Source organism: Achromobacter sp. Marseille-Q4962, from assembly GCF_943737005.1.
Taxonomy (GTDB): domain Bacteria; phylum Pseudomonadota; class Gammaproteobacteria; order Burkholderiales; family Burkholderiaceae_B; genus Achromobacter.
Genome location: NZ_CALSFU010000007.1, coordinates 1 through 19,183 on the forward strand (window position 1 = coordinate 1; position 19,183 = coordinate 19,183).

Below are 19,183 nucleotides of genomic sequence, written 5' to 3' on the forward strand. Positions count from 1 at the left end.
GCCTCGGACGACGCGCGCGATCCGCCCCGCCCGCCTCAGCGCGGCGGCGCGGGTCCGCATCATGGCGCGCGCAAGCCGGGGTCCCGCCAAGGCTGGAAACACATCGTGGTGTGCGCAGACGACTTCGGCATGACTCCCGGCATCGACGCCGGCATGCTGCAGCTCGCCGCAATGGGCCGGCTCAGCGCGGTGAGCTGCCTCGCGCTCGGCCCCGCCTTTGCCGCCGACGCCCCAGCCCTGGCCGGCATCGACGCAGACCTGGGCGTACACCTGAACCTCACCGAAGCCTTCGACGCCGCGGGCCGGACCGCCGTCATGCCCCTGCCGGCGCTGATCGCCCGGGCCTATACCGGCCGTCTCGACGGCGCCTGGATCGACACGCAGCTGGCGCGCCAGTTCGACGCCTTCGAGCGCACCCTGGGACGCGCGCCCGACTACGTCGACGGGCACCAGCACGTGCACCAGCTGCCCGGCGTGCTGCCGCGCCTGCTGGACTTCCTGCGGCGGCGCTACGGCCCCCAGCGGCCCTGGCTGCGACACACCGCTCCCGGCATCCTGGACGGCATTCCGCTGCGCGACGCCGCCAAGGCGCACCTCATCGGCGCACTGGGCGCGGCCGCGCTGCGCCGCGCCGCGCACCGCGACGGCTGGCGCACCAACCGCCGCATGCTGGGCGTCTACGGCCTGGACGGCGGCGTGCGCCGCTACGCGGCCCTGTTGCATCACTGGCTGTATCACGCGCTGGACGGCGACCTGATCATGTGCCACCCCGGCCTGCCCAGCTCCGGCGACCGCCTGGCCGGCCAGCGCGCGGCCGAGTACTCCGTGCTGGCCAGCCCCCTGATCGGCGAATGGATGCGCTTCAACGGCGTGCGGATCGCGCGGCTGTCGCGGCGCTAAGTGCGCGCAACCCTTGGCTGCCTGCGCGTCAGTGACCACATGGCTCTTGGCAGGCAACTCGCGCGCCAGGGCAACCGAGCGCTGGCATGCCTGAGGCGCGGCCGATACCCAGCGTATTTTGCGCTCGCGCCGGACCGCCTGTGCGGTTTCAACGCGAAAGCCCCGAATCTTGAGCGGCGACCTCACGCCATTCGGGCTTTGAGCGTTTTGCCAGCAGCGTCGCGCCGCCCACCAAGATGACGGCGGGCAGACCCAATTGAAGCGAGGAGCTGAAAAGCTCGAAGAATTGCAGCGAGACGAAGATAGCCACCGTGATGCTCGCCCCGAGCACGGCTTTCCATCGTGTCAGGGGCGGCAGGCTACCCGCCGTCTCGCGCCGGGAAGCCAGGCGAAAAGAAGCCAGGAAGATCATCAACCAGACGGTTAGTGCGCCGATCGTGGCAACAGCGGTCGCAAGCTTAAAGACAAATTGCCCGTCGAGCGTGAGCGCGATGAAGATGGACGCCGAACACGCGAAAGCGGCCAGCGGCGCCACGCGGGGGCTGGCCGCGAATGCGCCCCTCAGGCGCAATGGCAGATCGCCAGCCAGCGCGGCCTCGCGGAGGGTGCGCGCGGCGCAATACAGCAGGCTGTTTACGACGGAAAGAACCGTCGAGGCTGACAGGCACTGAATCCAGGACCGGCACGTTGCGGATGAGGCTGCGCAGCGAGAACACGCCAGGACAATGGCGCAGGAGTGCCTTCGGGGTCTCCAATGCACGGGTACGACCGGCGTCGAGTCGTGAAGATGAAGAGCGCCTGATGTCACCAATCGGTGTTCCTGCCACCATCAGGCAAAGAAAAAGGCGCTTCGGAATTAACCTAAGCGCCTGATTTCATTGAATTCTATGGGGTGGCTGATGGGACTCGAACCCACGACAACCGGAATCACAATCCGGGACTCTACCAACTGAGCTACAGCCACCGCTGCGGTTTGCCGTTTTCCCTTTTTCGGGCCTGCGTGCCAGATAGGGTATCGGGCACGCGGCTGGCGGCTTCGTGCGAAGCGGAAGCAGCAAAGAAGTCAAATATTAGCATGTTTTTTCCCAGGTGTGGAAGCCCGGCTTGAAAGCCGGCGCTTCCTTGCTATTCTTGCGCTTGCCCTTCACCCCCCGCTTTTCGGAGCCTGTCCGCTTTCGCCGCCATGGATCGCCTGCACGCGCTGCTCATCGAGTATTGGCCTCATCTGATCTTCGCAGTCAGCGTGGTGGCGGGAACGGGCGCGGCGGTGCACGCGGCGATGACGAAGCAGGATGTGCGCGCGGCTATCGGATGGGTAGGGGTGGCGCTGTTTTCGCCGCTGTTCGGCGCGCTTTTCTATTTCGTAGCGGGCATCAACCGCATCCGCAAGACGCGGGTGTCGCAGCAGCGCGACGAAGCCATGGTGATCGACGCCGACCAGGTCGAGACGCCGCCCGTGGACGTGGCGCCGATCTCGGGTCCGCAGTTCGCCTCGCTCAAGGTGCTGGGCGACCGGGTGAGCCGGTTCCGCCTGCTGGGCGGCAACACGGTGCGGCCGCTGGCCGGCGGCGACGAGGCGTATCCGGCGATGCTGCTGGCCATACGCGGCGCGCGGCACGCCATCGCCATGCAGAGCTATATCTTCGACAACGACGTGATCGGGCGCGAAATGGCGCAGGCGCTGATCGAGGCGCATGCGCGCGGCGTGCAGGTGCGGGTGCTGATCGACGCCATCGGCGCCAAGTATTCGCGCCCGCCCATCGTGCGCATGCTGGCCCGGGGCGGCGTGCCGGTGGCGCGCTTCATGACGAATCCGCTGGGCGTGATGCGCATGCCCTACGCGAACCTGCGCAGCCACCGCAAGGTGCTGGTGGTGGATGGCCGGGTGGGCTTTACCGGCGGCATGAACGTGCGGGCGGCATTCGTGAGCGCGGTGGCGGGCCAGCGCGTCAACGCGGACACGCATTTCCGGCTGGAAGGGCCGATCGTAACGCAGCTGATGTCGGTCTTCGCGCACGACTGGAATTTCACCACCCACGAATCGCTGCCCGCGCGGCCCTGGTTCGATCCGCACGCGACGGCGCCGGCGGGCAGCGTGCCGATGCGCTGCGTGCCGTCGGGCCCGGACCGGGCCATCGGCAGCACGCACAATATGCTGCTGGGCGCGCTGGCGGTGGCGCAGCGGCGCGTGCGCATCCAGTCGCCGTATTTCCTGCCGGACCAGACCCTGATCGGGGCGCTGGCCACGGCGGCGCGCCGGGGCGTGCAGGTGGACATCGTGATTCCCGGCAAGAACAATCTGCGCCTGGTCGACTACGCCATGACCGCGCAGCTCGACCAGGTGATCCACACGGGCTGCCGGGTCTGGCGCGCCCGCGGGGCCTTCGATCATTCCAAGCTCATGACGGTGGACGACGCCTGGGCCTACGTGGGGTCTTCCAACCTGGATCCGCGCAGCCTGCGCCTGAATTTCGAGCTGGACACCGAGATCTACGACCCGGAACTGGCGCGCTGGATCGGCGCGCGGATCGACGGCCTGATCGCCAACGCGCGCCGCGAAACGCTGGAGAACCTGCTGTCGGCGCCCTTCCTCAAGCGGCTGCGCAACAAGGTGATCTGGCTGGCCACGCCGTACCTGTAGGCGGCGCGGGCGGCCTCAGGCGTCGGAGGCCGGCACCGGCGCGGCCCGCACGGCAAAAACCGCATTGGCCTTGAGCATGACGCGCCCGCCCACGCGCAGCAGGCAGGTGGCGTAGACCAGGCGCCTGCCTTGCTTGTCGATCTGCACGTGCGCCTCCAGCCAGTCGCCGGGCCGCACGGCGTTCAGGTATTCCACCGACATCTGCACCGTCACGATGGACAGGCCAGTCTGCTCGTTGATGGCCAGCCCCAGCGCGCTGTCGGCCAGCGTGGCGAGCAGGCCGCCGTGGGCGATGCCGTGCGTGTTCATGTGCGGCTGGGCGATGCGCAGCGCCAGCACGCCGTCCGAGGCGCGGCGGTACAGGGCGCCGAGGTCGGCCAGGTGGTTCATGTAGGGACTGCCGGGGCGCCAGGGCGCGTAGCCCTCGGGAATCGGTTCTGTCATGGCTCGGAAAGGGAAATTGCGTCGGTCCTAGTATCGCAAAGCGGGACCCGGCCAGGACCGTGGCCGCGCCCGCACGGTCGCGGGGCGGACGGTCCGCGGCCGGTCCGGCTTGGGAGTAACATCTACGCCACAACACAACCTACAAGGCAGGAGCAGTGGAAGATGGCAAGAATCGGCATGGCGGGCATCGGCCTCATGGGCCACGGCATCGCGAGCAACCTGGTCAGGCACGGGCATGAGCTGACGGTGCTGGAGCACCCGGGCAACCAGCCCCTGGACGCGCTGAAGGCGGCGGGCGCCCGCAGCTGCGCCGACGGCGCGACGCTGGCGGCGCAATCCGACATCATCATCCTGTGCGTGACGGGCAGCCCGCAGGTCGAGGCCGTGCTGCTCTCGCCGGGCGGCGTGCTGCAAGGCCTGCGTCCGGGCGCCGTGGTCATCGACTGCTCCACCGCCATCCCCTCTTCCACCCTCAAGGTGGCCCGGGAAGTGGAGGCCCGGGGCGGCCGGTTCCTGGATGCGCCCATGACGCGCACGCCCAAGGAAGCGGCCGAAGGCCGGCTCAACCTGCTGGTGGGCGGCGACGCCGGCCTGTTCGAGCAGTGCCGGCCCATTCTGGCCTGCTTCGCCGAGAACATCACGCACGCCGGCCCGGTGGGCGCCGGACACCGCATGAAGCTGCTGCACAACTACGTGTCGCTGGGCACCATCGCGCTGCTGGCCGAGGCGGCCGCCTGCGCGCTGCGCGCAGGCATCGACCCCGCCGTCTTCGCCGACGTGCTGGGCAAGGGCGGCGGCGGCGGCGTGGCGCTGGAACGCCTGAAGCCCTATCTGCTGGAGCAGGACGCGTCCTCGCTGAAGTTCTTCATGTCCAACGCGCAGAAAGACCTGTCGTACTACACCACCATGGCGGCGGAGACCGGCGCGGTGGACCATATCGGCGAGGCGGTGCTGCGCACCTACGACGAGGCCGTGGAACAGGGCGGCGGCCAGCGCTACGTGCCCGAACTCGTTTCGCTGCTGAAAGACCGCAACACCGCCTGAGGCGCCGGGCGGCCGCCCGCGAATACTCATGCCGCCGCGGCTTGCCGCGGCAGGCCGCGCACCGGCAGGCGCAGGGATACGAGAGCGGCCAGCACCAGCAGCGCGCCGGCGGCGCCGAAGGCGATCCAGTGCGTGCCGAATGCTTCGTAGGCCCAGCCGCCCAGCCAGGAGCTGATCATGCCGCCGACCTGGTGCCCCAGGTACGCCAGGCCGTACAGCACGCCCACCAGCCGCACGCCATACACGTCGGCCAGGATGGCCGATGACAGGGCGATGCTGCCGGCCCACACCACGCCGCCGATGGTGGCGGCCAGGTACAGCTCCCAATGCGTGCCGACGGCCGCCAGGGCGAAGAATCCCAGACCGCGGACCAGATAGATCGCGGCGAGGATATTGCGCCGCTCGAGCTGGTCCGACATGCGGCCCAGCACCAGCGTGCTGAAAATCGCCACCAGCCCGATCAGGCCGATGCCCAGCGAACTGGTGGTGGCGTCGAAGCCGTGGTCCATCAGCATGGGCATGCCGTGCGTGCCCAGCAGGTTCATGCTGAAGCCACAGGCGAAAAGCCCCAGCGCGATCTTCCAGAAGGGCATGCTGCGCACCGCCTGCGGCAGCGCCATGGCGGGCGCGCGGGACGCGGCCTCCGCCGTGGCCGCCCTGCGCCGGGAAGCGTCGCCGGGTAGCAGATCGGTATGCTCCGGCGCCTGGTCGCGCACGACGAACAACGCCACCGGCACCGTGAAGAGCGCGAATATCGCGGCAAAGCCCAGCAGGGTTCCCTGCCAGCCGGCCGCCGAAATCGCGAAGGCGAGCGTGGGCGTCATGAGCGCGATGCCGGCCATGGAACCGGTGGAAAGAAAGAACAGCGCCATGCCGCGCTGGCGGGTGAACCAGCGGCTGATGACGGGAGTAAGCGCCACCGGGCTGGTGAAGGCCAGCCCCACGGAAAGCGCCACGCCGAAGGAAAGCAGGAACTCGACGGGCCCGCGGGCAAACGCCGTCCAGATGGAGGAAAGCACCACGATGGCGGTGCCGGCCAGCAGCACGAACCGCGTGCCGCGCACGTTCACGAGGTGGCCGGCCAGCGGCATGGCGAGCCCGTAGCACAGCATGCCCACGGCCACGATGGCCGACAGCAGGCTGCGGGAAAAGCCCAGGCTCTCGGCCATGGGCAGGAAGAACGGGCCGATGCCCATGCGCAGGCCGACCGTCAGCAAGGTCAGCACCGTGGCCGCCGCCACGATGTTCCAGCCGAAATACCAGCGCCCGGCCGCTTGTTTGTCCACGTTGTCTCTCCTCGGTGCGTATCGTTTTTGTCGCCGTGCGCGCGTCCAGCACAGGCGTGCTTTCGATAGTACCGCCAGGCGCGACGCCGAAACGCACACACGTGCGAAAACTGTCCGGTGACCGGCCACCGGAACGCGGAGAAAGCGAAACGGGCGGCGGAGCGGGACAGCTCAGCCGGCGTCGGGCGCGCGCGCCTTCGGCGGCGTGGATGCGCATGGCCTCGAAGCCGTGGCGGATCAGGTCGGCGTCGCGCGACAGGCCGAGCTTGCGCATGGCGCTGCGCTTCTGCGAGCTCACGGTCTGCACGCTGCGGTGCGACATGCGGGAGATTTCGGTAATGGTGGCACCGGAACAGAAAAGACGGATCACCTCGGCCTCGCGGCGCGTCAGGCTGACGGCGTTGCCCGGCAGGTCGAGGCTGGCGATCATCTTGCGGATGGAGGGGGAATGGTAGACGCCGCCCTCGTGCAGGGTGCGCACGGCATGGAGGATGTGGCTGGCGGCGTCCAGCTTGCTCAACAGGCAGAGCCCTTCGTAGGCCAGCAGGGAGCGCAGCAGCGTGGCGTTGTCCACCACCGTGAGCACCGCCAGCCCGGTCTGCGGAAAGCGCCGCCTGAGCAGCGCGATGAGGCTCAGGCCGTCTCCGTACCGGCCGCCCGGCATGACGTAGTCGGCGATGACCACGTGGCAATGCTGCGCCTCCAGGCGGGCGACGAGCTCGGTGGAGTTGCTGGCGCAGCCCATCAGGTCGATGGCCGGGTCGCGCTCGAGTTCGTGGCTGACTCCCGAGGCCACGATGGGGTGATCGTCCGCGACGAGCACGCGGATAAATCGGCTGGTCATTGCCCTGCTACCTCCTCATGCGTGTACCGGCCGGGCGCGAGGCGCCGGCGGGAACGCGGGCGCGGGATGCGGGATACTGGGTGCTTGGGTGGGCGCTCCACGGACGGGAGCGTTCGCGTGGACGGTATGGTGCGTCTCCCACAACGACATTCACATAGGAAGATTCCGGAAAACTCCCGCGCGACCGTGGCGTCGCCGCAACCGGCGGCGCGGCCGGACGCAAACGGAAGCACGGCCACACATCCGTTCACCATTCGCCCGGCGCGCGTGCGCCACGGCGCCGTCCGCGCCGATACACTTGCCGTTACGGCCGAGCGGAACGCCCGAACGCGCCGCCGGGACCGCCTTCCCAACAGGAGCACAGCCATGCGAATTCTGATTTCCGGCGCCTTGATGGCCTTTTCCGCCGCCGCCCTGGCGGCCAAGCCGGTCACCGTGGAGATGTCCTTCGTCAGCCTCAAGGGCGTGGAGAAATCCGCGGGCACCGTCAACATCGAACAGACGCCCTACGGCGCCCTGCTTACGCCCAAGCTCGAAGGCCTGCCGCCCGGCATTCACGGCTTTCACCTGCACGCCAAGCCTTCGTGCGACACCGCCGACGTGGACGGCAAGCCCACCCCCGCCGGCGCGGCCGGCGGCCACTGGGATCCGGATAAGACCAACGCCCACAAGGGCCCCTACGACAAGACCGGCCACAAGGGCGACCTGCCCGCCCTGTATGTGGCGGCCGACGGCAGCGCCACCTACCCGGTGCTGGCGCCGCGCCTGAAAGCCTCGGAATTCGCCGGCCACGCCCTCATGATCCATGCGGGCGGCGACAACCACAGCGACCACCCTGAAAAACTGGGCGGCGGCGGCGCGCGCATCGTGTGCGGCGTGGTGAAGTAAGCGCCCTCCCACGGCGGCGCCCCGCCGGTCCCTCATCGTGCCAGCATCCACCAGATCCCGGGCGCCGGCCCGGGCCGCCGTCCCAGCCGCGCTGGCGCGCGGCCCGCAAACTCCCTAAGATGCCAGGCTTTCCGCCATACGCATCGAAACCCATGAAAAAGACCACGCCGTGCGCACTGTCGCTTGCCCTGGTTCCGGCCGTGTGCCGGGCGGACGTGGGCAGCCTGGGCCACCTCGTGGTCACGGCGCTCGCGGCTTTCCTGGCGGTGTGGGGCGCGCTGTCCCTTGCGGTGTTCCTGCTGCTGCGCCGGAAGAAACCCGCGGCGCGGCGCTTCGGCTGGGCTGCGCTCTTCTTTCTTGCGCCCGCCCTGCTCCTGGCCGCCCTGACGCTGCTGGAGCTGCTCAAGGAACGGTCGGGCCTGTTCGGTTGAGGCGGGCGCCCGCGGCCAGCTCCCTGCGTGTTCACTGTGATGTGCAACAGCCCGGGAATGCGGCCCAGCCTCGCCTTGTGGAACTCGCTGTCCTCCGGCGCCTCGGAAACCAGGGACATGATGGCCGCAGGTCATGGCTGCGTCCCGGCAAAAGCGCCTCGGTCGCCAGCACATACAGGTGGGCGGCGCGCAGGTTGTTGTCGCGACCGTGACGCCCTCGTTATTGTTCCGGCGCAGCGCCGGAACGTAGATATCCCCTTGCGCCCATGCAGGCATTCGCGCAAGGCCATGGCGAGAATCAACCGCGCATCAACCCGCCCAGGGCCGCTGGCCAATCGACGCGGAAAACCGAAGCAGGTAGCCGTCGGGATCCTGCGCCAAGAACTGGCGCACGCCGAATTCGATCCCGTCCGCGCGGTACCACCGCTCTTCGGGCGCCAGGAACAACGGCCATCCCTGCGACCGCAGCGCCTCGACCAGCGGTTCGATGGCCGGCACCGCAATCTGGAAATTAATGCCCCGGCCGTATGGACGTTGCAGCGGACCGGTGACCCAGGTCCGGTTGGCGCGCACTTCTTCCAGCATGATCTGGGCGCCGTCCAAGTCCAGGTAGGCAAACCCCTCTTCCTCGCGCCGGTACAGAACCGAAAAGCCGAGCCCCGTCCAGAACGACAGGCTCGCCGACATATCGCCGACCAGCAGTTCAGGGACCAACCGGGCCCAGGAAACGTTGCGCATGCTTTCTTCCGAATGAAATGCCGGGCGCCGCCCATGCCAGTGGAGAGATGATGCGCAGATCATACCCGGGCGAACGCAACGTTCAGTCGGCCTCCATCGGCGCGGGAGTTTCTTCTTCCCGCATTGGCGCGCGCCGGCGGACGCGCATCAGCAGCAGACAAGGCAGCGTCGCCAGCGTCAGCCACATCATCAGCCGGTAATCGTCCAGGTAAGCGATGAACGCCGCCTGGTTCTGCAGCACCTCGTCCAGCCGCGCCAGGCCGGCCAGCGAGTGCAGGTCGAACACCCGGTCGAAGCCGTCCGGCCGGGTCAGCAGCGCGCCCGCCGTCACGTATGCCGCCAGCGAACTGTGCATGGCGGCGGTGTTGCGCGTCAGCAGGGCCTGCATGGCCGAGATGCCGATGCTGCTGCCCATGTTGCGCGACAGGCTGTAGATGGCCGTGCCCTCCGGCCGCAGCGCACGCTCCAGGGTGGAGAACGTCAGGGTGGTGAGCGGCACGGAAGAAAACCCCAATCCCAGCCCCTGGATGAATCCGGGCCACACGATGTGCCATTCGGAGAGCACGGGCGACAGGTTGGCAAGCTGCCACAGCGACAGCGCGGTCAGCCCCATGCCCAGCGCGATGATGAGCCGCTCGTCCACCCGGCCCACGATGCGCCCGGCAATCAGCATCGACACCATGGTGCCCAGGCCGCTGGGCGCGGTCACCAGCCCCGTGGTGATGACGGGGTAGCCCAGCAGCGTCTGCAGCATGGGCGGCAGCAACGCGCGGGTAGCGTACAGCAGCAATCCCAGCAGGAAGTAAAACGCGGTGCCGGTCACGAAGTTGCGGTCGCGCAGCAGTTGCACGTTCAGGAACGAACCCGCGCCCGCGGTGGCGGTATGGATCACGAAAAACGTCAGCGAGATCACGGCGCACACCGCGTAGGCGCGTATCTCCAGCGACTCGAACCAATCCACCTGCTCGCCGCGGTCCAGCACGAGCTGCAGCATGGCGACGAAGACGGCCAGCGTCGCGAAGCCGAACCCGTCGAAGCCCGCCTTGCGCGGCGCCGCCTCGTCGCGCAGGTAGAACCAGACGCCGGCGAAAGACAGCAGCCCGATCGGCAGGTTGATGAGAAACACCCAGCGCCAGCTCATGTTGTCGGTCAGCCAGCCGCCCAGCGTGGGCCCCAGGATGGGGCCGAGCATCACGCCCATGCCCCAGGTCGCCATGGCGCGCGCATGGCGCTCCGGCGGATTGATGTCCAGCATCACCGACTGCGAGAGCGGCACCAGCGCCGCGCCGAACGCGCCTTGCAGCAGGCGCGCCGCCACGATGGCCGCCAGGTTCGCCGCCGCGCCGCACAGCAGCGACGCGATCGTGAAGCCGGCGATGGACACCAGGAACACGCGCGAGCGGCCGTAGCGCCCCGTCAGCCAGCCCGTGACCGGCGTGGCGATCGCGGCGGCCACGATGTACGAGGTCAGCACCCAGGTGATCTGGCTCTGCGACGCCGACAGCCCGCCCGCCATGTGCGGCAGCGCGACGTTGGCGATGGTGCTGTCCAGCGTCTGCATGACGGTCGCCATCATGATCGACACCGTGATCATCCACCGATGCGGTTCGGCGGCGGGCGGAGAGCGTTGGGCATCCATGGCGGCGGCAAGAGGGATATTAATAACCTACGTTACTATCAGAATGGCCGGGACCCGGGAAAGCGTTGCGTGAAACCGGAAACCCGGCGCCCGGGGTGCGCAGCCCCTAATCCACGGCGCGCAACAGCTTGCGCGTCAGGGCCTCGAACTGCGCCAGCTCGGCGGCGTCGAAGACGGCGAACGTGCGCGAGAGCTGCGCGCGGCGGCGCGGCAGGTACTCCTCGACGAACTGCCGGCCCTGGGCGGTGAGCTGCAGCAGCACCTGGCGCCCGTCCTGCGCGCTGGCCACGCGCTGCAGATAGCCCTGCTCCGCCAGTTCCCTGGAGATCCGCGTGACATGGGTGCGCGACGCATTGAGAAAGTCGCTGAGCGCGGACGGCATCATTTCGTGCTCGGGGCTGCTGTAGATGATGACCAGCGCCGTCCACAGCGTGGAATTCAGGCCGTGCTCGCGCAGCGGTTCGTCCAGCCTGTCCGTCAGCCGCAGCGCCGTGTATTGCAGCAGCCGCGAAAACACCGACTGCTGCAAGGGCCCCCTGCCTTTCGATCCCAGCCGGCGCGACAGGTCGCGCATCGCCTGCTCGAAGGGGTCGAACGAAGACGCCTGCTCGGCGGGCGGCGCGGTCGCGCCATCGGGAGCGGTGTCGGTGGACATGGCGGCATCCGGAAAATAATAACGTAGGTTACTACCACGGAATGCGCATGGCAAGCCCGCCGCGGGAAGTTCTCGGCGCAGGGAAAGGCTGGGGTGGAATGCGCGCCGCCGGCAACGCGGCGCAATGGGGGGGCGCGGCAGGAGGGGCTCGAACCCCCGACCTCAGGCTTGGAAGGCCCGTGCTTTCAATTATTAACGTCTTGATTTATATGCGCTTTCGCCGCGCTGCGTTAGAACTGATCCAGGAAAACAACGACGGTTTCATGTGGGTCTTGAGGGATCGGTTCTAACGTCCAGACACCTCATTTTGCGCCGATACTGGCCTGGGCCTGGACCGAGAAAGAGCGCCTGTAGTCCAAGCGGCTGCATGGCGTCGTTCAAAGGGCATTGGACCGCGACGACCCCGATAGCCCCTACCTCTTCGCCCCGACCAGAAGCACCGAAAGCTACACGCGACGGGGCTGGGCCTCTAGCTGGAAGGACGCAATGCTGGCATGGATCAAGCCGCATGGCGATGAAGTTAGCGAAAGGACGCTGACCAGCCAACCGATGTACTTCAATCTGCAAGACGTTCGGCCGGCAGCGATCACAAGCAAACTCGCCAGGCGCGATGCCGACGCCTACGACTTCGCCGCGCACGCCAACCCGGCGACAACCCATCGACACTATGACCGACGGCGCATCAAACGAGCTTCTGCTACAGAGTAAAGTTCTGACGCTGGCGAAAAAATTCTAATAATTGCCACGTTAGCGACCGCCAAATCCGCATAAACGCTTGATTCCATGAGCAATCCTGGCGCGGCAGGAGGGGCTCGAACCCCCGACCTCAGGCTTAGAAGGCCCGTGCTCTATCCAGCTGAGCTACTGCCGCGCGATGGTGACCGGCGCCCGAAAACGGGTCCGGGCCGCGAATTTTACCCTGTTGTGCGCGGCGGGGGAAAAGCCCGGCGGCTCAGTGTTCGCCCAGGTCGGCATGGGTGGAGATCCACAGCACCATGGCGTCCTGCTCGCTCACGCTGATGACCCGATGGCCCATGCGGCTGTCGATGTAGAAGCTCTCGCCGGCGGCGAGGCGGGCGGGCTGGTAGAACTCGGTGTGGAGCTCGACTTCGCCGCTCAGGACGTAGACGAATTCTTCGCCGTTGTGGCGGCTCCAGTCATGGAATTCGTCGAAGGAGCGCGCCTTGATGCGGGTGTGGAACGGCATCATGCGCTTGTGCGAGAGCGCAGTGCACAGGAGCCGGTGGTCGTAATACGGCGTTTCGTACTGGCGGCCTTCTCCCCGGCGGCTGAGGCTGCGCCGGCCGGTGCCCATGTGGGCGTCGGAAGGCGTGAACAGCTCGGCCACGTCCAGGCCCAGGCCGGCGGCGATCTTGATGAGGTTGTCGTAGGTGGGAGAAAGCAGACTGTTTTCGATCTTGGACAGGGTGGACGCGGACACGCCCGTGGCCTCGGCCGCCTGTTTCAGCGTCCAGCGGCGCGCCTGGCGCAGGGCCCGCAGCCGTTGTGCCAGTACGCTCTGTTTGGTGGCTCGCATCTGTACATCCTGTCATATGCGCGAGCGCCGTTCCCGCCACCAGTCGCGCGCCTGGTACGACCAATACGTGAGCTGGACCGCCGCCGTGCCCAGCGCCCCGCCGTTCCAGGCCAGCCCGAACGGCTCGAAAAGCCGGTAGCGTCCGCTGTCGCCGGCAATGCCCTCGGCAACCACCCGCCCGCCGATGGCCGTGGTGTTCATGCCGTGGCCGCCGAAGGCGGTGCAGTACCACACGTCGGGCGCCAGCTTGCCGATCTGCGGCATGAGATGCCGGGCGTAGGCCATGCGGCCGGACCAGGCCGTCTCGACCCGCAGCCCCTGCAATTGCGGATAGACGGAAAGCAGCTCCCGGCGCAGCGACTCGGCGAGATCGGGCGGGTCGTCGACGCGGGTGGTGATTCTACTGCCCCAGCCGATGCGTCCGCCATCGAGGACGCGATAGTAATTGCCGGCGCGGCGGTCGTCGCCGATGGCGGCCGCGGTGCGGATGGCCTGGCGCACCCGGTCGCCCAGGGGCTCGGTCAGCATGATGTAGGTGGCGATGGGCAGCATGGCGCGGCGCAGCCCGGGCACGACCGGCCCGGTGTAGCCGCCCATGGCCAGCACCACACAGCGCGCCTCGATTTCCCCGCCGGCGGTGCGCAGGCGCTTGACCGCGCCGTCGAGGCCGGCCTGCGAGACGGCGCTGTCTTCGTGGATGCGCACGCCCAGGCGCGCGCATTCGCGGGCCAGGGCCCGCGCATAATTGAGGGGGTGGAAATGGAACGAAGCCGGGTCTTCCACGCCCTGGAAATACGCGTCGGACACCAGGCGCTCGCGCACCTGGGCGCGGGTCAGGAACCGCACTTCCCGCCCGAAATCGCGCTGCTGGGCTTCGCAGAAGCGCTGCAGCGCCTCGGTGGCCTCGTAGCGCACCACGCGCAGCCTGCCGTCCACTTTGTGGGCGTCGGCAATGCCCAGGCTGCGGATGTTCTCGCGGATGATTTCCACGCCCTCCATCGACAGGCGGTAAAGCTGGCGGTAGTGCTCGGGGCCGACGCGCGCGATGATGGCGTCGGCGCCCGCCGAAAACGCGGGCGACACCGAGCCGCCATTGCGGCCCGACGCTCCCCAGGCGATGCGCCGGGCCTCCAGCAGGGTCACGTCGCGTCCCCGGCGGGCGAGTTCCAGGGCGGCGGACAGGCCCGCCAGCCCGCCCCCCACCACACAGATGTCGGTGGACGCGGCGCCGGCCAGCGGCGGGTAGTAGGTGTCGCGGTCGGCCAGGGTGCGCTGGTAGTAGGTGTCGACGTATTCGGAGGGCATGGCGGGGTTCGGTGGAAACGGGACCTGGAGCGTGGCGATACGCCCTCTAATGCAGGGAAGCGGCCTGCATGCGGCCCGTCAGCCGCTTCTCCAGCCAGTTGGCCAGGCGCAGCAGCGGGTAGCAGTAGACGAAATAGATGGCGGCGATCAGCGCGTAGATGAAGAGCGAATGGGCCGGAAAAGTGATGATGAACACTTCGCCCTGGCGCGTGAGTTCGGTAATGCCCACCACCGAGAGGATGGCCGTGCTCTTGATGAGCATGACGTATACCCCGCTCATGGGCTGCACGATGAGGCGCATGGCCTGCGGCAGGATGACCAGCCGCAGGATCTGCAGCGGCCGCAAGCCCAGCGTCATGGCGCCCTCGGTCTGCCCGCGCGGCACCGCCTGGATGGCGCCCATGACGATCTCGGCCACGTAGCACGAGGTGTACACCGACAGCGAGACGAAGGCCGCCGTGCCCGAGTCCCAGTGCAGCATTTCGATGCCGGAGCTGGGCAGCACGAAATAGAAAATGTAGAGCTGCACCAGGAACGGCGTGCCGCGCAGCACGTGGATGTACAGCCCCAGCAGCTGGTGCGCCACGCGGATGCGGTAGCTGCGGATCACCCCGATCACAAAGCCCAGCAGCGAGCCCGCGATAATGGCGACGAAGGAGATCTTCAGCGTCTCCCAGAAGCCCTTGAGCAGAAAGGGCATGACCACGCCGGCGGTGGAGAGGTAGGCGTCCAGGGTGCTCACTTGGCGCTCCAGGCCGGGCCGGCGAGCCAGAGGCTCACGCCCCTGGACAGCAGCAGCATGACGCAATAGATCATCAGATAGCCCGCCGCGATGGTGAGGAAGGCCTCGTTGGGCACGATGCGGTCGCTGTTCATCTGCACGCCCGCGGCCACCAGTTCGAACACGGTGATGAGCGACAGCAGCGAGGTGTCCTTGATGAGCACGGCGGTCTGCCCCAGCAGCGGCGGCAGGATGTTGGCGAAAGCCTGCGGCAGCACCACGTAGCGCAGCCGCTGCCGGTAGTCCATGCCGCAGGCCTTGGCGCCTTCGATCTGCCCGCGCGGCACCGACTGGATGCCGACGCGGATGATCTCGCTCATGTAGGCCGCGTGGTGCAGCGTCAGCGCGATAATGCCCAGCGCCATCTCGCTCCAGGCCTTGGCGCCGGGCACGAGCGCGGGCACGGCGTAATAGACCAGGTAGATCTGCACCAGCAGCGGCGTGGCGCGCACGAACTGCACGTAGCCCGCCACCGGACGCCAGACCGGCGCGCGCTCGGACATGCGCGCCAGGGCCAGGGGGATGCCCGCCAGCACCGCGAGCGCCAGGCTGGCGCCCGCGGCGATCAGGGTGTTGGCGAGGCCTTCGGCGAATTGGCCCGTGTACTGGCCGACGATGCGCCAGTTGTAGTAGTCGAGCAGCCAGTCCATGCGCGCGCCGGCCCCGTCAGTGGTCTTTCTTCCAGTCGGTGGAGTACCAGTACTTCACCATTTCGGGCAGGGAGTTGTCGGCGGTCTTGAGCGACTGCCAGTTGTCGAGCCAGAACTTCAGGCGGAAGGCGTTGGGCGCCACAGCGAAGGCCAGCGGCTCGCGCACCATGATGCCCTCGAGCACGCGCAGGTTGCCGAAGTCGGCGATGAACTGGTTGGCGGTGGTGAGCGCCATGATGCCCGCGTCCAGCCGGCCGCTGGACAGCGCCTGGCCCACGGGCGCGCTGCCGCCCGAGAATTCCTTCATAGTGGCCTTGGGCAGCATCTTCTTGCCCACCTCGGCGTAGGTGCTCGCGCCCAGCACGCCCACCGTCACTCCCTCCTTGTCTAGCTCGGCGTAGGTTTTGTACGGCGAGTCCTTGGGCACCACGGCCACGGTTTCGGCGTAGAACATGGGCACCGAGAACAGCACCTGGGCCGCGCGCTGCGGCGTGGGCGTCATGTCGGCGGCCACCATGTCGGCCTTGCCGGACAGCAGCGCGGGAATGAGCCCCTTCCATTCGTAGTCCTGCAGCACCAGCTTCACGCCGAGGTCGTCGGCCATGCGCCGCGCGACTTCGACGGCCAGGCCCGTGCGCTTGCCCGACTTGTCCATGAAACTCATGAGCGGGCCGGACGTCTGCACGGCCACGCGCAGCTCGCCGCGCTTGATGATGTCCGACAGCTCGTCGGCCTGCGCCGGCGCCGCGACGGCGCAAGCCGCCAGCGCCAGCCCTGCCGCGCCCAGCCATAGTCTGATCTTCAGCATTTGAGACCCCTTGCGGTGAATGAAACCACGTTTCCGGACGATATCGGAGGCGCGGACGGCGTCCGGAACCGCCCTGCCTGGTTTGCTGCCGTGCCGCTGCGATGCCAGGTGCCGCGAACTACAGGATCCGAACCACGGGATCCGGACTACAGAATCTTTTCCAGGAATGCCCGGGTGCGTTCGTGCCGCGGATGGACGAAGACGTCTTCCGGCGTGCCCGCTTCCACCACGCGGCCGCCGTCCATGAAGAGCGCCCGGTCGGCCACGTCGCGGGCAAAGCCCATTTCGTGGGTGACCACGGCCATGGTCATGCCGTCGCGCGCCAGGGCGCGCATGAGTTCGAGAATGCCGCCCACGGTTTCGGGATCGAGCGCCGAGGTGGCCTCGTCGAACAGCATGAGCTTGGGATCCATGGCGAGCGCGCGCGCGATCGCAACACGCTGCTGCTGCCCGCCGGACAGCTGGCTGGGGTAGCGGTCGGCGTAGTCCGCCATGCCCACCCGCCCCAGCAGTTCGCGCGCGTAGCGCTCGGCCTGGGCGCGGCTGCGGCCGCGCACCACGCGCTGCGGCAGGGCCACGTTGTCCAGGGCGTTGCGGTGCTGGAAGAGATTGAAATGCTGGAACACCATGCCGACCTCGGTGCGCCAGGTGTTGAGATCGGTGGCGGGATCGGTGATGGACACGCCGTCCACGCGGATGCTGCCGCTGTCTATGCTTTCCAGGCCGTTGATCGTGCGCAGCAAGGTGCTCTTGCCCGAGCCCGAGGGGCCGACCACCACCATCACCTCGCCGCGGTCCAGTGCGCAGTCGATGCCGGCCAGCGCCAGGTGCGGCGGCTGCCCGTCGCGGCGATAGGTCTTGGTGACGGCCTGCACTGACAGCAAGGGTTCTGCCACGGACACTCCCTGGCGCCGCCGGCACGGGGCGGCGGCAAAAAGGTTTCGCGTTTCACAATGGAGTTTCGTATAGTAAATTTTTTTCCAACCTCTCCACTTAGGCATAACCCTAGGGAGCCACTTGCCATGGACAAGCCTCAAGACATCCTGCGCGCGCTCGGCCTGAAGCCGGAGGCGCTGAGCGGCGGCTCGCTTTCCGCCCGCAGTCCCATCGACGGCGCCGAACTGGCGCGGGTGCATGAGCACACCGTGGCTCAGGCGCATGCCGCGATCACGCGCGCGCGCCAGGCCAGCCTGGCGTGGCGCGACGCGCCGGCCCCGCGCCGGGGCGAACTGGTGCGCCTCTTCGGGGAGGTGCTGCGCGAGCACAAGCGCGCGCTGGGCCGCCTCGTGAGCCTGGAGGCGGGCAAGATCCTCGCCGAGGGCGAAGGCGAGGTGCAGGAAATGATCGACATCTGCGATTTCGCGGTGGGCCTGTCGCGGCAGCTGTACGGATTGACCATCGCTTCCGAGCGGCCGGGCCACCGCATGATGGAAACCTGGCATCCCCTGGGCGTGGTGGGCGTCATCAGCGCCTTTAATTTTCCGGTGGCGGTGTGGTCATGGAATGCCGCGCTGGCGCTGGTCTGCGGCAATGCCGTGGTCTGGAAGCCGTCCGAGAAAACGCCTCTCACGGCGCTGGCCTGCCAGGCCCTGTTCGCGCAGGCGGCGCAGCGCTACGGCGACGCGCCGCCTGGCCTGACCGAACTGCTGATCGGCGGGCGCGAAGTGGGCGAGGCGCTGGTCGACTCGCATGCGGTGGCGCTGGTGTCGGCCACGGGCTCCACGCGCATGGGCCGGCAGGTTGGCCCGCGCGTGGCGCAGCGCTTCGGCCGCGTGCTGCTGGAGCTGGGCGGCAACAACGCCGTCATCGTGGGCCCCACCGCCGACCTGGACATGGCCGCGCGCGGCATCGTGTTCGGCGCCATCGGCACGGCGGGCCAGCGCTGCACCACCACGCGCCGCCTCATCGTGCACGAGAGCGTGGCCGACGAGCTGCTGCGCCGCCTGCGCCTGGCCTACGCCAGCGCGCCCATCGGCAACCCGCTGGAAGCCTCCACCCTGGTCGGCCCGCTCATCGACCGCGGCGCATTCGACGCCATGCAGGCCGCGCTCAAGGCGGCCCGCGAGCAGGGCGGCACGGTCACGGGCGGAGAGCGCGTCCTGGCAGACCAGTATCCCGACGCCTGGTACGTGCGGCCCGCCATCGCCGAAATGCCCGGCCAGACCGACGTGGTGTGCCACGAAACGTTCGCGCCCATTCTGTACGTCATGCGCTATACCGACTTCAGCCAGGCGCTGGCCATGCAGAACGGCGTGCCCCAGGGCCTGTCCTCGGCGATCTTCACCAACGACCTGCGCGAGGCCGAAACCTTCCTGTCGGCGGCCGGCTCGGACTGCGGCATCGCCAACGTGAACATCGGCACCTCGGGCGCGGAGATCGGCGGCGCGTTCGGCGGCGAGAAGGAAACGGGCGGCGGCCGCGAATCGGGCTCGGACGCATGGCGCAACTACATGCGGCGCGCCACCAACACCATCAATTATTCACGCACGCTGCCGCTGGCGCAGGGCATCAGGTTCGGGGAATAGCGGCGGTCGCGGGTGTTGCCTGCGCGCCATAGAAATGTGACGTTTTCTACAGGCGCGCCGGGGTTTT

The 19,183-nt window shown here is 68.1% G+C and carries 19 protein-coding genes, 2 tRNA genes and 1 pseudogene; 7 read left to right on the plus strand and 15 right to left on the minus strand.

What is annotated here, in order from left to right:
• Positions 1–108: 108 nt before the first annotated feature.
• The gene (locus NGJ44_RS07430) at positions 109–900 is read left to right on the plus strand and encodes a ChbG/HpnK family deacetylase (RefSeq protein ID WP_502802118.1); all 792 of its coding nucleotides are present in this window, start codon (positions 109–111) and stop codon (positions 898–900) included.
• A 148-nt stretch (positions 901–1,048) separates the two neighbouring features.
• On the opposite strand, the gene NGJ44_RS07435 is transcribed toward NGJ44_RS07430, so the two are convergent.
• Together NGJ44_RS07435 and NGJ44_RS07440 are read right to left on the minus strand one after the other, a co-directional pair.
• Positions 1,049–1,708 carry an APC family permease gene (locus NGJ44_RS07435; protein ID WP_353506951.1) on the minus strand — a complete coding sequence of 220 codons (660 nt, stop codon included), beginning with the start codon at positions 1,706–1,708 and terminating at the stop codon, positions 1,049–1,051.
• An 80-nt stretch (positions 1,709–1,788) separates the two neighbouring features.
• Positions 1,789–1,864 (minus strand) — tRNA-His (locus NGJ44_RS07440).
• A gap of 219 nt (positions 1,865–2,083) precedes the next feature.
• Between NGJ44_RS07440 and NGJ44_RS07445 the strand changes: the two genes are divergently transcribed.
• The gene (locus tag NGJ44_RS07445; protein ID WP_053244744.1) at positions 2,084–3,541 is read left to right on the plus strand and encodes a phospholipase D-like domain-containing protein; all 1,458 of its coding nucleotides are present in this window, start codon (positions 2,084–2,086) and stop codon (positions 3,539–3,541) included.
• Positions 3,542–3,556: 15 nt separating this feature from the next.
• Here the strand turns inward: NGJ44_RS07445 and NGJ44_RS07450 are convergent, their stop codons facing one another.
• On the minus strand, positions 3,557–3,985 hold the full coding sequence (locus tag NGJ44_RS07450; protein WP_053244745.1) for a PaaI family thioesterase: 429 nt from the start codon (positions 3,983–3,985) through the stop codon (positions 3,557–3,559).
• A gap of 162 nt (positions 3,986–4,147) precedes the next feature.
• Here NGJ44_RS07450 and NGJ44_RS07455 point away from each other — a divergent pair, with 162 nt between their 5' ends.
• Positions 4,148–5,029: an NAD(P)-dependent oxidoreductase gene (locus tag NGJ44_RS07455; RefSeq protein ID WP_053244746.1), complete on the plus strand. Its 882-nt coding sequence runs from the start codon at positions 4,148–4,150 to the stop codon at positions 5,027–5,029.
• Positions 5,030–5,055: 26 nt separating this feature from the next.
• Here NGJ44_RS07455 and NGJ44_RS07460 read toward each other — a convergent pair whose 3' ends face one another.
• The gene (locus NGJ44_RS07460; RefSeq protein WP_053244747.1) at positions 5,056–6,315 is read right to left on the minus strand and encodes an MFS transporter; all 1,260 of its coding nucleotides are present in this window, start codon (positions 6,313–6,315) and stop codon (positions 5,056–5,058) included.
• A gap of 244 nt (positions 6,316–6,559) precedes the next feature.
• Positions 6,560–7,159, minus strand: a pseudogene (locus NGJ44_RS07465) (response regulator); the annotation flags it as partial.
• Positions 7,160–7,525: 366 nt separating this feature from the next.
• On the opposite strand from NGJ44_RS07465, the gene sodC reads away from it, so the two are divergent.
• Both sodC and NGJ44_RS07475 read left to right on the plus strand, forming a co-directional pair.
• A complete protein-coding gene (gene sodC, locus NGJ44_RS07470) occupies positions 7,526–8,047 on the plus strand; it encodes a superoxide dismutase family protein (RefSeq protein ID WP_053244749.1) in 522 nt (173 codons plus the stop codon).
• Positions 8,048–8,199: 152 nt separating this feature from the next.
• Positions 8,200–8,478, plus strand: coding sequence for a hypothetical protein (locus tag NGJ44_RS07475; RefSeq protein ID WP_053244750.1), 279 nt, complete (start codon positions 8,200–8,202; stop codon positions 8,476–8,478).
• Positions 8,479–8,787: 309 nt separating this feature from the next.
• On the opposite strand, the gene NGJ44_RS07480 is transcribed toward NGJ44_RS07475, so the two are convergent.
• The 3 genes from NGJ44_RS07480 to NGJ44_RS07490 form a co-directional block, all read right to left on the minus strand.
• Positions 8,788–9,216, minus strand: a complete 429-nt coding sequence (locus tag NGJ44_RS07480) for a bleomycin resistance protein (protein WP_053244751.1) — start codon at positions 9,214–9,216, stop codon at positions 8,788–8,790.
• Between the two features lie 82 nt (positions 9,217–9,298).
• A complete protein-coding gene (locus NGJ44_RS07485) occupies positions 9,299–10,855 on the minus strand; it encodes a DHA2 family efflux MFS transporter permease subunit (protein ID WP_053244752.1) in 1,557 nt (518 codons plus the stop codon).
• A 106-nt stretch (positions 10,856–10,961) separates the two neighbouring features.
• Positions 10,962–11,510 carry a MarR family transcriptional regulator gene (locus NGJ44_RS07490; RefSeq protein ID WP_053244753.1) on the minus strand — a complete coding sequence of 183 codons (549 nt, stop codon included), beginning with the start codon at positions 11,508–11,510 and terminating at the stop codon, positions 10,962–10,964.
• Positions 11,511–11,996: 486 nt separating this feature from the next.
• Here NGJ44_RS07490 and NGJ44_RS07495 point away from each other — a divergent pair, with 486 nt between their 5' ends.
• On the plus strand, positions 11,997–12,218 hold the full coding sequence (locus NGJ44_RS07495) for a hypothetical protein (protein WP_152968018.1): 222 nt from the start codon (positions 11,997–11,999) through the stop codon (positions 12,216–12,218).
• Between the two features lie 86 nt (positions 12,219–12,304).
• Here the strand turns inward: NGJ44_RS07495 and NGJ44_RS07500 are convergent.
• The 7 genes from NGJ44_RS07500 to NGJ44_RS07530 all read right to left on the minus strand — a co-directional run bounded on the left by NGJ44_RS07500 (position 12,305) and on the right by NGJ44_RS07530 (position 17,487).
• Positions 12,305–12,381 (minus strand) — tRNA-Arg (locus tag NGJ44_RS07500).
• An 81-nt stretch (positions 12,382–12,462) separates the two neighbouring features.
• Positions 12,463–13,047 (minus strand): helix-turn-helix domain-containing protein, encoded by a 585-nt coding sequence (locus tag NGJ44_RS07505; RefSeq protein WP_053244754.1) that lies wholly within the window; start codon positions 13,045–13,047, stop codon positions 12,463–12,465.
• 12 nt (positions 13,048–13,059) lie between these two features.
• Positions 13,060–14,352, minus strand: a complete 1,293-nt coding sequence (locus NGJ44_RS07510) for an NAD(P)/FAD-dependent oxidoreductase (RefSeq protein ID WP_053244755.1) — start codon at positions 14,350–14,352, stop codon at positions 13,060–13,062.
• Between the two features lie 46 nt (positions 14,353–14,398).
• Complete coding sequence (locus NGJ44_RS07515; protein WP_053244758.1) at positions 14,399–15,052, minus strand: amino acid ABC transporter permease; 654 nt, start codon at positions 15,050–15,052, stop codon at positions 14,399–14,401.
• A gap of 38 nt (positions 15,053–15,090) precedes the next feature.
• Complete coding sequence (locus NGJ44_RS07520) at positions 15,091–15,783, minus strand: amino acid ABC transporter permease (RefSeq protein ID WP_251863567.1); 693 nt, start codon at positions 15,781–15,783, stop codon at positions 15,091–15,093.
• Positions 15,784–15,799: 16 nt separating this feature from the next.
• Positions 15,800–16,591, minus strand: coding sequence for an ABC transporter substrate-binding protein (locus NGJ44_RS07525; RefSeq protein ID WP_053244756.1), 792 nt, complete (start codon positions 16,589–16,591; stop codon positions 15,800–15,802).
• A 146-nt stretch (positions 16,592–16,737) separates the two neighbouring features.
• Positions 16,738–17,487 (minus strand): amino acid ABC transporter ATP-binding protein, encoded by a 750-nt coding sequence (locus NGJ44_RS07530; RefSeq protein ID WP_053244759.1) that lies wholly within the window; start codon positions 17,485–17,487, stop codon positions 16,738–16,740.
• Between the two features lie 126 nt (positions 17,488–17,613).
• On the opposite strand from NGJ44_RS07530, the gene amaB reads away from it, so the two are divergent.
• Positions 17,614–19,116 carry an L-piperidine-6-carboxylate dehydrogenase gene (amaB, locus tag NGJ44_RS07535; protein WP_251863568.1) on the plus strand — a complete coding sequence of 501 codons (1,503 nt, stop codon included), beginning with the start codon at positions 17,614–17,616 and terminating at the stop codon, positions 19,114–19,116.
• The last annotated feature ends 67 nt before the right edge of the window (positions 19,117–19,183 follow it).

Bases quoted from the DNA above. Each gene is read 5' to 3' on its own strand.
- NGJ44_RS07515 (WP_053244758.1), bottom strand. From the start codon at position 15,052: ATGCCCTTTCTGCTCAAGGGCTTCTGGGAGACGCTGAAGATCTCCTTC.
- NGJ44_RS07445 (WP_053244744.1), top strand. From the start codon at position 2,084: ATGGATCGCCTGCACGCGCTGCTCATCGAGTATTGGCCTCATCTGATC.
- sodC (WP_053244749.1), top strand. From the start codon at position 7,526: ATGCGAATTCTGATTTCCGGCGCCTTGATGGCCTTTTCCGCCGCCGCC.
- NGJ44_RS07480 (WP_053244751.1), bottom strand. From the start codon at position 9,216: ATGCGCAACGTTTCCTGGGCCCGGTTGGTCCCTGAACTGCTGGTCGGC.
- NGJ44_RS07475 (WP_053244750.1), top strand. From the start codon at position 8,200: ATGAAAAAGACCACGCCGTGCGCACTGTCGCTTGCCCTGGTTCCGGCC.
- NGJ44_RS07485 (WP_053244752.1), bottom strand. From the start codon at position 10,855: ATGGATGCCCAACGCTCTCCGCCCGCCGCCGAACCGCATCGGTGGATG.
- NGJ44_RS07455 (WP_053244746.1), top strand. From the start codon at position 4,148: ATGGCAAGAATCGGCATGGCGGGCATCGGCCTCATGGGCCACGGCATC.
- NGJ44_RS07525 (WP_053244756.1), bottom strand. From the start codon at position 16,591: ATGCTGAAGATCAGACTATGGCTGGGCGCGGCAGGGCTGGCGCTGGCG.
- NGJ44_RS07450 (WP_053244745.1), bottom strand. From the start codon at position 3,985: ATGACAGAACCGATTCCCGAGGGCTACGCGCCCTGGCGCCCCGGCAGT.
- NGJ44_RS07520 (WP_251863567.1), bottom strand. From the start codon at position 15,783: ATGGACTGGCTGCTCGACTACTACAACTGGCGCATCGTCGGCCAGTAC.
- NGJ44_RS07490 (WP_053244753.1), bottom strand. From the start codon at position 11,510: ATGTCCACCGACACCGCTCCCGATGGCGCGACCGCGCCGCCCGCCGAG.
- NGJ44_RS07510 (WP_053244755.1), bottom strand. From the start codon at position 14,352: ATGCCCTCCGAATACGTCGACACCTACTACCAGCGCACCCTGGCCGAC.
- NGJ44_RS07495 (WP_152968018.1), top strand. From the start codon at position 11,997: ATGCTGGCATGGATCAAGCCGCATGGCGATGAAGTTAGCGAAAGGACG.
- NGJ44_RS07505 (WP_053244754.1), bottom strand. From the start codon at position 13,047: ATGCGAGCCACCAAACAGAGCGTACTGGCACAACGGCTGCGGGCCCTG.
- amaB (WP_251863568.1), top strand. From the start codon at position 17,614: ATGGACAAGCCTCAAGACATCCTGCGCGCGCTCGGCCTGAAGCCGGAG.